The 15780-nt window shown below is 45.5% G+C and carries 11 protein-coding genes; 6 read left to right on the top strand and 5 right to left on the bottom strand.

Annotated features, from left to right (window positions below; genetic code table 11):
* The first annotated feature begins 117 nt into the window (after positions 1–117).
* The 5 genes from NCI00_RS03505 to NCI00_RS03485 all read left to right on the top strand — a co-directional run bounded on the left by NCI00_RS03505 (position 118) and on the right by NCI00_RS03485 (position 8340).
* Entirely contained in the window at positions 118–1275 is a 1158-nt protein-coding gene (locus tag NCI00_RS03505) for a homogentisate 1,2-dioxygenase (protein WP_253525056.1), read from the top strand.
* A gap of 48 nt (positions 1276–1323) precedes the next feature.
* The gene (gene fahA, locus NCI00_RS03500) at positions 1324–2565 is read left to right on the top strand and encodes a fumarylacetoacetase (protein WP_253525054.1); all 1242 of its coding nucleotides are present in this window, start codon (positions 1324–1326) and stop codon (positions 2563–2565) included.
* A gap of 11 nt (positions 2566–2576) precedes the next feature.
* Positions 2577–3428 (top strand): flavin reductase family protein, encoded by an 852-nt coding sequence (locus NCI00_RS03495; protein ID WP_253525052.1) that lies wholly within the window; start codon positions 2577–2579, stop codon positions 3426–3428.
* 267 nt (positions 3429–3695) lie between these two features.
* Positions 3696–6845 carry a SusC/RagA family TonB-linked outer membrane protein gene (locus tag NCI00_RS03490; RefSeq protein WP_253525050.1) on the top strand — a complete coding sequence of 1050 codons (3150 nt, stop codon included), beginning with the start codon at positions 3696–3698 and terminating at the stop codon, positions 6843–6845.
* A 13-nt stretch (positions 6846–6858) separates the two neighbouring features.
* Positions 6859–8340 (top strand): RagB/SusD family nutrient uptake outer membrane protein, encoded by a 1482-nt coding sequence (locus NCI00_RS03485; protein WP_253525048.1) that lies wholly within the window; start codon positions 6859–6861, stop codon positions 8338–8340.
* 103 nt (positions 8341–8443) lie between these two features.
* Here NCI00_RS03485 and NCI00_RS03480 read toward each other — a convergent pair whose 3' ends face one another.
* The 4 genes from NCI00_RS03480 to NCI00_RS03465 all read right to left on the bottom strand — a co-directional run bounded on the left by NCI00_RS03480 (position 8444) and on the right by NCI00_RS03465 (position 12912).
* Positions 8444–10027, bottom strand: a complete 1584-nt coding sequence (locus NCI00_RS03480; protein ID WP_253525046.1) for a serine hydrolase domain-containing protein — start codon at positions 10025–10027, stop codon at positions 8444–8446.
* Between the two features lie 3 nt (positions 10028–10030).
* On the bottom strand, positions 10031–10762 hold the full coding sequence (locus NCI00_RS03475) for a GDSL-type esterase/lipase family protein (RefSeq protein ID WP_253525044.1): 732 nt from the start codon (positions 10760–10762) through the stop codon (positions 10031–10033).
* A gap of 108 nt (positions 10763–10870) precedes the next feature.
* Positions 10871–11224 carry a c-type cytochrome gene (locus NCI00_RS03470; RefSeq protein WP_253525042.1) on the bottom strand — a complete coding sequence of 118 codons (354 nt, stop codon included), beginning with the start codon at positions 11222–11224 and terminating at the stop codon, positions 10871–10873.
* 311 nt (positions 11225–11535) lie between these two features.
* The gene (locus tag NCI00_RS03465; RefSeq protein ID WP_253525040.1) at positions 11536–12912 is read right to left on the bottom strand and encodes a hypothetical protein; all 1377 of its coding nucleotides are present in this window, start codon (positions 12910–12912) and stop codon (positions 11536–11538) included.
* 180 nt (positions 12913–13092) lie between these two features.
* Here NCI00_RS03465 and NCI00_RS03460 point away from each other — a divergent pair, with 180 nt between their 5' ends.
* Positions 13093–15006, top strand: coding sequence for a tetratricopeptide repeat-containing sensor histidine kinase (locus NCI00_RS03460; RefSeq protein WP_253525038.1), 1914 nt, complete (start codon positions 13093–13095; stop codon positions 15004–15006).
* Here the strand turns inward: NCI00_RS03460 and NCI00_RS03455 are convergent.
* Positions 14993–15727 carry an NRDE family protein gene (locus NCI00_RS03455; RefSeq protein WP_253525036.1) on the bottom strand — a complete coding sequence of 245 codons (735 nt, stop codon included), beginning with the start codon at positions 15725–15727 and terminating at the stop codon, positions 14993–14995. The two genes, NCI00_RS03460 and NCI00_RS03455, sit on opposite strands and share 14 nt — an antisense overlap.
* Between the last annotated feature and the right edge of the window lie 53 nt (positions 15728–15780).

Here is a 15780-nt window from a genome sequence, read left to right as displayed (position 1 = left end):
TGTTTTCGTAATTGGCTAGATACAACGATTTGTGTTTATTTGTTAAAGCAACTATTGCCTTAACATTTTTATTTTGTAATTTAGCGCATACTTTATTGTATCTTATTAAGAAAGGTTATGCCTATTTATCATAAACTCGGCAAAATTCCTTCCAAACGGCACATTCAATTTGAGAAGCCTGACGGAGGACTATACTACGAACAACTGTTTGGCACCGTCGGCTTCGACGGCATGGCGTCGTTGATGTATCATGTGCATCGGCCTACGATGGTTAAAGAGATTTTGTCAGAAACGGATGTTTCGCCTAAAATCGCCGTCGAAAAGGGAATTAAAGCGCGGCTGCTGAAAGGCTTTGACGTACCGCCGAAAGAAGATTTTTTAGAAAGCAGAACTCGGCTTTTGGTCAACAGTGATGTGCACATTAGTCTGGCGGCACCGCGTCAATCGTTGACCTCGTATTTCTACAAAAATGCCGACGCCGACGAGTTGTTGTTTGTCCATCGTGGTTCAGGAAAACTGCGCACCCAGCTCGGAAATATTCCGTTTGAATACGGTGATTATCTGGTCATTCCAAGGGGTATTATTTATCAAATCGAGTTTGATTCTGAAGATAATCGGCTGCTGATTACGGAGTCGTTTCATCCGATTTATACGCCCAAGCGGTACCGAAATTGGTTTGGACAATTGCTCGAACATTCGCCCTATTGTGAGCGTGATTACAAACTTCCCGAAGAACTCGAAACCCACGATGAAGCGGGAGATTTTGTGATAAAAATCAAAAAACAAGGCAAAATTTACGAAATGCTTTACCCTACGCACCCGTTTGACGTGGTTGGGTGGGATGGGTACAATTTCCCGTATGGCTTTTCGATTCATAATTTTGAGCCTATTACGGGGCGTATTCATCAACCGCCGCCTGTACACCAGACCTTTGAGACGAGCGCGTTTGTGGTGTGCTCGTTTTGTCCGCGCCTGTATGACTATCATCCTAAGGCAATTCCAGCACCCTACAATCACTCGAATATCGACTCCGATGAGGTGATTTACTACGTAGATGGTGATTTTATGAGTCGAAACAACATTGAGCAGGGGCATATCACACTCCATCCGGGTGGTATTCCGCACGGCCCCGCGCCGGGTGCGTATGAGCGGAGCATTGGCAAAAAAGAAACCATCGAGCTCGCCGTTATGATTGATACCTTCAGGCCGTTGATGGTGACCGAAGAAGCCCTTAAAATTGATGATGGAAAGTATTACCAGAGTTGGTTAGCCTAGATTTTTGCCATTTTTATCCTTATTCACCCTTTCAAGACCATCAATTTTATGTGGCTCTCTATTGATAAAAACTCCGATTTTTCGATTCATAATTTACCTTTCGGTATTTTCTCAACGCCCAAAACACCCAAAAGAGTCGGGGTGGCGCTTGGCTCGTGGATTATTGACATGACCAAACTGGCCGATTTGGGCGCTTTTGGTGGTATTGATTTTGATAAAAACTTCTTTCAAAAGGAGTTTCTCAACGACTTTATGGCGGCAGGCAAAGCCGTTCGGGTGGGAGTGCGGCAGGTGTTGCAGCAAATTTTTGAAGACCCATGTAGCCCTTTCAAAGGTTTTGCCTCCGATTTTTTGGTTCCTCAAAAAGACGCGGTGTTGCACATGCCCGTCAAAGTGGGTGATTACACTGATTTCTATTCAAGTGAGCAACATGCCTTCAACGTCGGGGCCATGTTTCGCGACCCCCAAAATGCGTTATTGCCCAATTGGAAACATTTGCCAGTAGCGTACCACGGTCGGGCGTCGTCGATTTTTGTGTCAGGGACTAACTTCCACCGTCCTAAGGGACAAACTTGCCCCGACGAGACCCAACCGCCGATTTTCGGTCCGACCAAACGCCTTGATATTGAATTGGAAATGGCTACCATTATTGGTATGGGTAATGAAATCGGTGACTGTATTTCGGTCGATGAAGCAGAAGAACACGTTTTTGGCTTTTTGTTATTCAACGACTGGTCGGCGCGCGATATTCAGAAATGGGAGTATGTGCCACTGGGGCCGTTTTTGGCAAAAAACTTTTTTTCTTCGGTTTCCCCTTGGGTCGTTACGATGGAAGCTCTAGCTCCTTTTCGGGTGCCTACACCTGCGCAAATTCCTGCTGTTTTGCCATATTTAAAAGGACAACATCTCCAAAATTTTGATGTAATACTGGAGGTGTATATTCAACCAGCAGAGGATAAAGGGCAAGCCGAGTTTTTGCTTTGCCGTTCCAATTTCAAAAATATGTACTGGACTGTAGCGCAGCAGATTGCGCACCATACCGTTAATGGCTGTAACCTCAACGTGGGAGATATGCTTGCTTCGGGCACGATTTCGGGCAAAGAACCCGACAGCTTCGGGTCGTTGTTGGAATTGACCTGGGGAGGAAAAAATCCGATTACGCTTCCCAATGGTTTGGTACGTAAGTTTGTGGAAGATTACGACACGATTATCATTCGAGGTTTTGCACAAAAAGGTGAAATGAGGGTAGGGTTTGGAGAAGTAAAAACAACTATCTTGCCAGCAAAATAACCTTCATCACCATGCTTACCATCAATCCGAAAGATGTCTCCGTCCCCGTTATTCACCATTATTTGCAAGGCGCAGTGGCACCGCGCCCGATTGCTTTTGCCAGTACGGTCGATAAAGACGGAAACGTTAATTTAAGTCCCTTTAGTTTTTTCAATTTATTTGGCACCAAGCCCCCTACGCTTATTTTTTCGCCCAATCGCCGCGTGCGCGACGCCACCAATAAACATACCTTCGAAAACGTACAAGAAGTGGACGAAGTGGTGATTAACATGGTAGATTATGCCATGGTTGAGCAGATGTCGCTAGCGAGTTGTGAGTATCCGAAAGGCACCAACGAGTTTGTGAAAGCGGGTTTTACAGAAGTTCCATCCCAACTGGTAAAACCACCTCGGGTGGGGGAATCGAAAGCCGTTTTTGAGTGTAAAGTCAAGCAGATTATTTCGCTGGGCGAAGAAGGTGGTGCCGCCAACCTGATTATTTGTGAAGTGATTTTAGCGCATTTTGCGGAAGATATTCTCGACGAAAACGGTCGTATTGACCAACGAAAAACCGACTGGGTAGCCCGCATGGGCGGCGATTGGTACGCCCGTGCTTCGGGTGATGCTTTATTTGAGATTCCGAAGCCCAGTACCCAAAGAGGCATTGGTGTTGATTCAATTCCTGACTTTATAAAAACGAATCCATTGTTTACGGGAAATGAACTGGGGCGTTTGGGGAATATTGAAAAACTACCGCAGGATGAGGAAATAGAGCGTTTTAAAAATGAAAATTTGGAGAAAGACTTCATCCAATTGGCAAAAAAAATGCTCTTTGAGGGTAAAGTAAAAGATGCTTGGCTGGCGTTATTGGCAATGCAAACTTAGGGAAGGGAATTTTAATTTATTATTCTGATAAATCCCCCTTCAAAGCTATCTAACTTAAAATGAAATAGTTATTGAATAATATAAATATTAGATATTTTTATTTTCATTTATCTAAACTACTAATCACTCACAAGTTTGTTAGGAACGCTAAAAAGGCAAAAAAGTAAACAAAAGTACCTTCAATTGGAATTTATTAGTTAAAATTGCATGGTTTTTCACACCAGAAACTCCAATTCAATATCACTTTATCAACCTAACTAAATCACAATGAGAAAAGCTTTACTGCTCTTTCTCCTCCTTTGGGGGGGAATAGCGGGCACTTCTGTAATTGCCCAAGAAAAATCAATCACTGGAAAAGTTATTGCCGATGATGGTTCCGCTCTGCCGGGCGTAAACGTTATTATCAAAGGCACCACTCGCGGTACCAACACCGATGCTGAAGGGAACTTTAAAATCAATGTTCCTGCCAATGCACGCTTGTTGTTCAGCTATGTAGGGTTTACTGGACAGGAGATAATCGTCGGTAACCAAACTACACTCAACGTAAAACTGTTGCCCGATGCGTCAAACCTCGAAGAAGTGGTTGTGACCACGTTCGGTACGGCCAAAAAGACGTCTTTTACGGGTTCGGCTGCTAAAATTGATGCCGAAAAATTGGGACCTCGGCCCATCACCAACGTAGGGCAAGCCCTTGCGGGTTCGTCGGCTGGAGTACAGGCTACGGCAGGTAGTGGTCAGCCAGGTGCAGCACCTGATATTCGTATCCGGGGTTTTGGCTCTATTTCTTCTTCCAATGCTCCTCTTTATGTTGTAGACGGTATTCCTTATAGTGCCGACATTGCCAATATTAGCACTGACGATATCGAGACTATCACAATCCTCAAAGATGCCGCCTCTACGGCACTCTACGGAGCACGGGCTGCCAATGGGGTGGTGATGATTACAACCAAAAAAGGTCAAAAAGGTCAGAACACCATCAATGTAAAATATACCAAAGGCTTTAGCACGAGAGCATTGCCAGAATATGACCGCGTTGGGCCAGCCGATTACTATCCTCTGATGTGGGAAGCAAACCGTAACAATTTTGCTTATCGGGCTGCTAACCCTATTCCGATGGCTACAGCCAGTGCCAATGCTTCTTCGGGCTTGGGGGCGGTTGTTGGGTACAATGTTTATAATGTACCCTTTGCACAATTGGTAGGTACAGACGGAAAACTCAATCCAAGTGCGTCGATGATTTACAGCGCCGATGATTTGAACTGGGAAAAACCATTGATGCGCCAAGGAAATCGGGATGAAATAAGCCTTAATTTCTCGGGTTCGGGTACTACTTCAGACTACTTCCTTTCTTTGTCGTATTTGAGCGATAAAGGGTTTTTGATTCGTTCTGATTATGAGCGTTATACGGCGCGTTTGAGCGTTAATAACCAAATGAAGCCTTGGTTTAAAACAGGTGCTAACCTTGCTGCAACCATTACCAAGTCTAACTTGGCGGATGCCGACGGCAACACTTCGTTTGTAAACCCTTTCTTTTTCTCAAGAGGAATGGCCCCTATTTATCCTATTTACGCTTTTGACCCCGCAAATCCTTCGTCTTTCTTAACCCTTGAAAATGGCAACAGAAGATGGGATTACGGTAACCTGAGCGCATTGGGTCTTCCAAACCGTCCGCAATACGGTGGTCGTCACGCCATTTCTGAAACGTTGCTAAACCAAAACTACTTCCGTCGCAATGTACTGGGTGGCCGGGCGTATGCGGAGCTGTCTTTCCTGAAAAATTTTAAATTTACAACCAATGTAGGGGCTGACATCACCAACCGAAACAACGTAACTTTTGGAAACCCTGAAATTGGAGATGGTGCCCCTGCGGGTAGAGCTACTCACGAGTTTGAGAACGTTACGAGCTATAACCTGTCGCAGTTGTTGAATTACACCAAAACGTTTGGAAGCCACGGCATCGAAGCATTGGTAGGACACGAAAACTACAACGCAACCGACAACAACCTGACAGGTTCACGTTCGCAGCAAATTTTGGATGGTAATTATGAACTCGTAAACTTTACCACTACTACCAACCTGAACTCACAGTATAACATTCGTAGAGTTGAAGGCTTTTTCTCAAGGGTAAATTACGACTATAACCAAAAGTATTTCTTGTCGGTTTCGGCCCGGAGAGACGGTTCTAGTAAGTTTTATAAGGATGTTCGCTGGGGTACTTTTTATTCAGTTAGTGGTGCATGGCGCTTAGACCAAGAAGATTTTATCAAGGCTATTCCAGCGTTGAGTATGCTCAAGTTGAGAGGGTCGTATGGCCAAACAGGTAACGATGGGGGGATTAGCAACTACGCATGGCAGCCCCTATATGCACTTGGTTGGAACAACGCAACCGAGGCGGGGATTCTGCAGTCAAGCTTAGGCAATACCCAACTTGAGTGGGAATCTAGCAATGCATTTGACGTAGCTTTAGAGTTCGGCTTGTTGAAAAACCGTATTTCGGGTACCATTGAGTACTTTGACCGCCGTTCTTCTAACCTAATTTTTGATGTGCCGTTGCCTTTATCGTCGGGTATTACAACCGTAACCAGAAACATCGGTACCATGTACAACAAAGGTATTGAGGTAGAATTGAGCTTGGTTCCTTTCAGAAGCAAAGATTTTTCATGGACGATTGATCTGAACGCCACTAGCCTGAAAAACCAAATCACGAAGATGCCAACCGAAAGCCCCGAAATCATTGACGGTACGAAGAAACTCAAAGAAGGAAAATCACTTTATGATTTCTGGTTGAGAGAGTACATGGGTGTGAATTCGACCACTGGCGAAGCCCTTTACAGAGCGGTAAGTTTCCAGGCGGCCAACTCTAGCATTACAGAAAAAGGTGACACCGTGACGACCAACGTAAACAATGCACGCTTTGGCTACTTTGGTACTTCTATTCCTAAACTGACGGGTGGTTTTACAAATACAATCAGATACAAAGGCTTTTCGCTGTCAGCGTTGGTGGTGTATCAAATCGGTGGTAAAATCTACGACGATGCCTATGCTAGTTTGATGGGTTCGGGTTATCATAATGCCAAACACGTTGACATTTTGAAAAGATGGCAGAATCCAGGCGATGTGACTGATGTTCCAAGAATGGACGCTGGTCGTACCGTTGATTTTAACGCCGCTTCTAGTCGGTGGTTGATTGATGCCAGTTACCTCAACATCCGTTCGGTAACGCTTTCTTACACTATCCCCAAACTGTTTGCCCAGAAACTGTATATTCAAAACGCGCAGGTTTATGTGAGCGGCGAAAACTTCTTTATTAGATCTCGCCGTAGCGGTATGAACGTTCAACAGAACTTTGGCGGTACTACCAGCAACGTTTATAGTACGGCAAAATCGCTGGTAATGGGTATTTCATTCTCAATTTAACATCAACACACTCATGAAAAATAGATTTTTAATCGTATTAGTAGCCGTTTTCAGCATGTTTGCTACATCGTGCGAAAACACCTATTTAGACACTGCTCCCACGGCCAGCGTTGATGCGGCCTCGGCGTATGCCACCACCAAAAACGCCGCTGCGGCCGTTAATGGCATCTATCGGGCGCTTATTGTTAGATACCTTGATTCTCAAGGACATTCGGGCCATCCTGCCATGATGATAATCTTGGATCACATGGGTGAAGATATGGTCATTGGAACAACCGCGGCCAGCTGGCACGTTGGAGAAACCCGCTGGACCGCTCACCGTTCTGATGTCAACACGGTGACTCGCTTCCCTTATCAAATGTATTATCGGGTCATTGGTAACGCCAACATCGCCATTGCCAACATTGATAAAGCAGTAGGCCCACAGGCCGACAAAGACCGGTTGAAGGGAGAGGCATTGGCGCTTCGCGGATGGGCTTATTTTAATTTGGTGCAGCTTTACGGAAAGCGTTATGACGCAACCGCTAAGCCAAACAGCCAGCCAGGGGTTGCGTTGGTATTGACGCCCACCACCGAAGGCCTGCCAAGAGCAACCGTTGAAGAAGTATATACCCAAATCAACAAAGATTTGACGGATGCGGCGGCGTTGCTTCCGGTAGCCAGAAGTTTCAAATCGCATATCAATTCGGCAGTAGCAAAAGGAATATTGGCGAGAGTAGCGCTTACCCAGCAAAATTGGGCTGATGCCGCCAAGTACGCAGCAGAAGCCAGAGCGGGCTTTACGCTGATGTCACAAACACAATATCAGGATGGGTTTCAGGACATCAGCAACCCTGAGTGGATGTGGGGTTTTGACCACCTTGAAGACCAGTCTGAGTTTTTTGGTGGATACCATTCTTACATTTCCTGCAATTATAATTCAACGGTTATCAGAACGTATCCCAAAGCGATTAATAATTTGCTTTATGATAAGATTCCTGCCACTGATATAAGAGCCAAAATGTGGGTGAAAGCACCTACTGCCGCAAATTCTATCGTTCCTCCCGGTGGAGTTAGAGTACCTTACATCAACCAGAAATTCAGGCTGCCAGGAACTCCTTCGACCAGTGCGATGGGAGACACTCCCTACATGAGAGCCGCAGAAATGTACCTGATTGAGGCAGAAGCCAAAGCTAAATTGGGCAACGATGCCGATGCCGCTAAGGTTTTGTTTGATTTGGTGAGCAAAAGAGACGCTTCTTATACACTTTCAACCAGCACTGGGGCCAAGCTGCTAGACGAAATATACTTCAACCGAAGAATCGAATTATGGGGTGAAGGTTTTAGATTTTTAGATTTGAAACGATTGAATCAACCCCTCAACCGGAACGGAACCAATCATATTGCTTCCATCGCTGTGCTTTTTGATATGCCAGCGGGTGATAAGCAGTGGGAGTTTTTGCTTCCAAGAAGAGAATTGGATGCCAACAAAGCAATGGTACAAAACCCGCTCTAATTGCTTGATTATTACCTAAAAAAACGCCTTCCAAAAGAAATTTGGAGGGCGTTTTTTTAGGTAAGGCTTTTCAGGTTTATTTTCAGAATTGGAAATCCTAGGGTCAAACGGCCGTTTTTCCCTGCAACACTGGGCGTTTGTCTTTGGCTCCCGTCATGCGATTGATGCTGTTGTCAAAATTTACTTTGACAGTGTCTCCCTCAAAATGACAAATAATGTAATTGCGGTGCGGCGATTCGTAGTATCGAAGCGTTATTTCGAACGTATTGGGGTCTTTCCACGTACCCGCGGCGGCAATCTTAGCGATGCGCTCAAATTTTAATTTTTGAGAATTAACCAAATTAGGCCGGGCAAGGTCAGTTTCTCCAAAAGCCCATTTTTCGAGTCCGCATATTACCCTATGAACACCCTCTTGGTCTTTGAGCATAAATTGGTAGCTATCACCCTCACGGTACGCCAGCGAAATACTTTCGACGTTGAGTGAATTGGGTTCAATCTGAAATAATTTTCCTGAGATTTTGGCGGCATTGGTACGCAATTCTCCTCCCTTTGGAGGCAGCAGCGCCAAGGCGGCCATTTGTTGTTTTAATGCTTTATTGGCCGTGGTATTGGCGGGTAGGGCCTGTGGTTTCATGGCGGGCAACAAATGCTCCCAAACCAAATCTAAGATTCCCTGCATGTTGGAGGTCTCACTGGTGATGGCAATAACGGCATCTTGGTCAGGCATTACAATAGTGTATTGGCCGTAGGCACCGTCGCCCCGATAGGCATTGTGTCGACAGCGCCAAAACTGGTAACAATACCCTTGTAACCAGTCGTTTTGGTTATTTGGGCGGGTTGGATTGGCGGGTGCTGGTTGCTGGATTTTAAAGGTTGTTGCCTCTTCCACCCACGCTTTCGGAATCAGTTGTTTGCCGTTCCACACCCCTTTTTGCAAGTATAATTGACCAAATTTCGCTAAGTCTTCGGTTCTTACACGAAGGCCCCAGCCGCCTGTGTTAATGCCTTGCGAATCTTCTTCCCAATCGGCGCCTTCAATTCCCAGCGGGTCAAAAAGACGCGGTTTGAGGTAGTCGATGATTTTCTGTCCCGTTACTTTCTGCACAATGGCCGAGCACATATACGTAGCGATGCTGTTGTACAAAAATACGCTGCCGGGTTTGTATTTGATGGGGGTGGCCAAAAATGCCTTGGCCCAATTGTCTTCGTTTCTTACCATTGGCTCCGTCTCCTGACCCACCGACATACTGAGTAGGTCTTTTACGGTCAGCTTGGCCAAGTTCTCGCTGATTGTAGCTGGCAAGTCATTGGGGAAAAATGACACCACCAAATCACTTGTTTTAAGTTTCCCTTCGGCAACGGCAAAACCCACCGCCGTGGAAGTAAAACTCTTGCTCATCGAATATAGCGTATGCTTCAAGTCATGTCGGTAAGGTGCCCACCAACCTTCAGCTACTACCTGCCCGTGCCGGAGAATCATCAAGCTATGAAACTCATGCTTGCTTTGAGCTACGGCATTCATAAAGGCGGTAATCCCAGCAGAGTCTACGCCCTGAGCTTCGGGGGTGCTTCGCGGCAGGCTTAGTTTTGATTTTGCAAACGAATCAAAAGGGATACCGGCCCCAAGGGCGATTCCCGTACTAGCAAAGCCCAATTGCTGAATAAACTGGCGACGAGTGGTTTGCATGGATTATTTATATTTTTTCGTTAGAAATGGGAGAAGGACTTTGGTATATTCGCGGTAGCCCTGTGCGTTGAGGTGCAGGCTGTCTTGGGTATACAGCTCACCTTTGACGGTGCCGTTAGGGTTGAAAAGTACGGGGTTGATGTCTACATACGACAGGTATTTGCCCGTACTGAAAGATTTTACCATGGCGTTGCCTTTTTTGACCGTTTCCCAATGTTTACGACGCGAAGGGGAGAGTTTCATGGAGACAAAACAAATCTTGGTTTTGGGTAAACGATTCTGAATGATTGAAACAAACTGTCGATAAGAATCAAACATTTGCTCGGCAGATTTATACTTTTTACCCGTCAAATCATTTTCTCCACCATAAATGACCAGTACTTTGGGTTCGTGGGGAAACACCACACGTTCTGTATAGTGAATGAGTTCTGGAATGGTTGAGCCACCAAAGCCACGATTCAATACGGGCAAAGGAGCCAAATCGGATTTCATATCTTTCCAAATTCGCCAACTGGAACTACCATAAAACAAGATATCGCCTTTTTTTATGCCTTTTTCGGTGTCTTCTTTCTCAAAATTTTTAATCTCATTTTCAAAGCGATTAAGTTGATAATCAGGTTCGAAGGCTTCCGCAATGGGCTGATAGTTTACATTGCTGCGTTTACAGGAAAAAGAGGCTCCAAGCAATGCTATCACCAGAAGTAAGGTAGTTGTAGGGGTAGAGTGTTTCATCATAAGAAGTTGTTTCTCTTCAAAGTAAAATACGTACAAAATTTACGGCTTTATAGGACAATAAAAAAGGTTGCCTTGTGAGGGCAACCTTTTTTATTAAAAGAAGCTTGGCTAGTTTTCCAACAATCCATCGGCTTGCCATTGCTTTAGTAGGGCAATGGTCGCAGCGGGTAGTTGAGCGGTACCGTTACGTGGCATAAATCCTGTTGTCCCTGGCGTCCGTTGTGTACGGTCAAGGATGTTAGTGATTTTAGATTTGGCGGTAGCGTAATCATCCCACTTGTTTGGATTTGCCCCACCTGCTAAGTGGCAGGGTGTACAATTGGTGGCAAAAATAGCCTTAATGTCTTTGTTGTACGTAACTTTTACGGGCTCTGGAGTGTCATCAGTTTTGTTACAACTGATTAGAAAAGACATAGCAATGCTTGCTACCCCCAGATGGAGGAGGAGACGTTTTACATTCATGGAAATCAGGAGTTTAAGTGAAATAAAGCTGTTAGAGAGTTCACTTATACACACGTAGTTTTTTCCTTGAAGGTTGCGTCAACTTCTTTTTTTTATTCTTTTTTTCCTTCAAATACCATTCCCTGATACTCTACGCTTACTTTGATAATCTTTTTTTCTTCGTTGCGCACAAAGATGAAATTGGGGGACGTTATGCAGCGTTTTAAAACATTTACGCAATACAACATAACAAATAGTCAAAATCCAGTCTCCCAATGAGAGGCTGGATTCTTGCTATACCTAAACCTTTTCTCTATTACTGTAAGTACAAACTAAATAAACACTTGATATTGGATGGTCACGGCGCCGCGTCGTCCGTTGGATTTTAAAAGGCCGTCGGAGGCATTCTGATAGACTGGGCGATTTTGGAAATCCAACGATATTTTGGAGTTATGGGCTTTAAGTAACCAGTTAAGTCCTACGTTATAAATCCCCGCGACTTTGGTGAGGCGTTGATAGTCGGCCAATTGGGCGGAAGCATAAGGCATAACTGTACCATTTTTGCCTAATAAATCAGCCGCGCACAGATACCCGAATTGACTGTAAATCACACTTCCAGTGCCAAACATCGGGAAGGCATTTCCCTGGATTCCTGATACACCCGAAAGCGACTGGGTGGTTCCGTTGGCGGGGTTCATGATGCCATTGAAACGCAAGTAGTTGGCGCCATAATCGGTATGGAAATAGCCCAAATAAGCCGAGATAGCAGTTCCTTTGGCTTTATTGACGGGCATATCGGCAAACATCGCCAACGACCACAAATTCACGGCATTGTACACTGTATCGCGGCCTGAGTTTTGGGTACGCCACGTGGCTGCTTTTTGGCTGATGAAGCCGCCTTCGATGTTCAGTACCTTCTTTTTGCCCAAATAAGTACCCGTCATATAGGGGGTTTGGTGGGCTTCTTTATCAAAGAAATTATAAATCAAAAAGCCTTGGTATTGCTTATGATGGCCTTTGGCGGCAAAAGTAGAATTGGCAGAAATGGCGGGAACGGGGTTTCCGCTCGTGCCGATAGGGAACGGGTCGGTTAATCCCAAACGGTAGTCCCATTTGCCCACTTGACCGCGCGCATAAAGCGTGAGTTTACGCGAAAATTCATCGGTTTGATCAACGGTTGCCTGAGCAAAAACGGGCACGTCCATGGTCATAATGCTGGATACGCTGGGTTGGCTAAAGCGAGAAAGACCGTTGAGGATGGTCAGTCCACCACCTATTTTGAGCCAGTCTTTATGGGCAAATGCTGAATATTCGACCACTGCATCGTGAACAAAAAAGGCAATTTTACGATTAGAAGGCACTCCCTGAGCATTGCCCAAGGCGGGGAAACCGTTTAAAAAATTAAAATTGTTCATCCCCAACTGAAAATAAACAAAAGTACGGTTGGTGATTTGTCCGAACAATTGGATGCGCGTACGACGGAGGCCCAAATCCAGCGTTTGGGGGGCGGCTTCGCCGAGTACAGTGGTGCCGGGATTGCTGTTGTTGAAACGAAACCACGTTTGATTCAAAAATGTAGCTTTAAAAAAATGGGACCCTGAAGCATTGAGATTGTACTTCAATTCGGTTTTTTCGGGAATTGTTTTGAGGGAATCTTGCGCTTGGGAAGTGAGGGCGCTTACTAAAAAAATCCAACTGAGGTGCTTCATGGTGCGAACTTATTTTTTTCGACACAAAGCACCGTTTAAAAGATTAATACCGCTTAAAAAACAAATTAAAAAGCAGTTAAAGCATTCTTTTATTTTTCACTTCCCTAAGTTTATTCTAAATTAGTGTTTTCAAAATCCCACAAAATCAACGGTTTACCCCCTACTTTTAGCGTTTTGGGCATGAAAAACTCGCTCATTTTATGGATTCTCTTTTTACCGCTGTTCAAAACAGCAGGACAGGTGCCGCGTATTGACCATACTCGAAATTATAACCGAGTCTATAAAGACAGCCTAAAAACTGTTGCAAAAAAACTATTGGCAGAAGTTGAGAGGCCGTCGGGAGATTCCAAACAGCTTCGAAAAAAAATGCAGGTACTTAACCTGCTGGGAACTTTGTATCTGGAAGGGGATTATAAAGACCTCGATACGAGTATGGCCTACAATGACCGCCTTTTTGAGTTGGCCAAACAACAGGACGATAAAGAAATGATGATTGATGCGCTGCTGCGCCGGGAGGTGAAGTATCGACGCGGACATGATTATGTGAGGTCGCTTGAAATCAGTCTTGAAGCGCTCAAACTTTGCGACGCGTTGGGGGGTAACTGTCGTAAGGCGTGGATGATTCAGCAAAATTTGGGGTTAAGTTTTCTGCATTCTTCTGATAATCCAAAAGCTGAAAAATATTTTAAAACGGCCTTGGCGCAGTTGGAAAGCACGCCCGATGACGATAGGCCGCTCAAACTTAAACACATCTTGGGGCTCTACAGTATGCTCAGTACCCTTTATCAACAGTGGGGGAAGGATAAGTTGGTCCTCGAAATGTTTAATCGCCAACTTGCCGTAGCCCAGGAGCTGAACAATAAGATTTCGTTGGCTGGTACCTACGAAGAGATGGGCGATTATTACAACAAAATTGGGCGAGCGGGTAAGGCATTGCCGTTGTTGAGTAAAGCGTATGCTCTTTTTGAAGAAGTAAACCATACCCGTGGTATTGCCTCGGTCACCAACAGCCTCGGAGAATCTTTTTTAGCGTTGAAGGATTATACCAAAGCGCAAAGCTACGCTGAAAAAGCGCTGGCCATGGCCAATCAGTACAATTATGCCTCTCTCAAGCCTTTTGCGTATCATACCCTCACTGAAGCCTACGATAAACTTGGCAACGAAATGGCTTCCCTGCGTGCCTACCGGCAGGAGGCCACCCTGCGCGACAGCCTGGGTATTGCGCGTCGGTTGGTGGCATTGGCCGATATGCGTCGGGCGTATGAGGTAGATGGTACCCGGCTAGAACAGCAGATTGCGTTGCAAAACCGGACACGTAATTTCCTGCTCGTTGTGGTACTTCTTCTGAGTGCAATCGGGATAGGACTGATTTTTCACAGCCGGACATTGCGTCAGAAAAACTATGAACTGGCCCGTAAAAAACGGGAAATAGAACAAGCTTTTCTGAAAGGGCAAACAACGGAACGAAAACGCGTAGCTTCGGAGTTGCACGATAATTTGGGGGGGCTTCTGTCGGCGGCCAAGCTCAGCTTACAAATTCTTGACCCTTCGCAACTTGACCGCCATGAACGTGAGATTTATGACAATGTGGTAGAAATGATGATTGATGCGTGCCGTCAGGTGCGCACGCTCTCGCACAATATGCTCCCAGAAGATTTGGAACGTGAAGGACTTTTGCCCGTATTTGACCGCTTGATTTACAAACTAAACTCTGCGGGAACGACCCAGTTTAGCCTCCAAACGGGGGGGGATTTGCCAGCGCGACTCACGCCTGAAATCGAGTTTAATCTCTATTTGATTGGTTTTGAATTGTGTAATAACGTGCTGAAACACGCCAAAGCTACCAAAACCTTTGTGACGCTGCAACGACAGGGCAATCGGGTGGTTTTGACCGTAGCCGACAACGGAAAGGGCATTCCAACTCAACGAGTGGAAGAAGGAATGGGCTTACAAAATATCCGCCAGCGGACGTTGGATATTCGCGGCACGCTCTCCATCGAAAGTCAACCCAACGGCGGTACCGTTATCATTATTAATATTCCGTATGAAGAAACAAGGCAATTCCTTGCTTCTGAGGTTGTTACAGACAACTAATTTTTTCGGCTTCAAAAATTCGATACTTAAAGTGATGGCCGCTGAGCCTGTCGCGGTAGTTCATCAAAAACTGAGTGGGCGTTTTCTGAATTTGGGTAGTACTGACGGTTCGCAATTGACCGTTTCGGTTCATCACCAAATCGTTTGCTTTGTCGCCATTTCCGCCCAAGTTGTGAAACTCAAGCACATCTTTTGCTTCAAAAATGGGGTGCTGTTGTTGCCAATCCTGCCACCAACGTTCCCGCTCCCGAACGACGGCGTCTGAATAAAGCGTCACCGACGACCAAGCGTAAGACTGCCCCGCATTCAGTGCTTTGAGGTGCAATTGTGCCCCATCCCAGCGAAGCTCCGAAAGCGCAGGCTCACTACCTTCCTCCACTACTACCAGCGTAAATGGCTCAATGCCCGTAAAATCGTATTGGCTGACAAAATCGGCTAGGTGCGCATACGTAAAAAAATCAAGGACTACTTTTCCCCGACTCATCCGATAGGGAGGTTTATGATGATGTATTACAAAAGCTCCGTTGAGCAAGCAAACGGTCGCCTTGGGCGAAGCCGCAATCCAAGTGCCTCCTGCCAGTCCGTCTTGTGGATAAAAGACGGGCGTGGAATCAATGAGGTATTTCTTGGGCGGTAAAGCTTTTGGGCGACCTACGCTCTCATCGCGGTTAGAAGTCAAGATAAAGCCTTGTTGGTGTGGAATATAGGTTACAAAGCACATGGTTTGCCGGTTTATGTTCTGCCGAAACAGAAGACGAATTGAAAGATTATTTG

Source organism: Runella salmonicolor (assembly GCF_024158025.1).
Taxonomy (GTDB): domain Bacteria; phylum Bacteroidota; class Bacteroidia; order Cytophagales; family Spirosomataceae; genus Runella; species Runella salmonicolor.
This window is presented reverse-complemented; position numbering and strand designations above follow the sequence as displayed.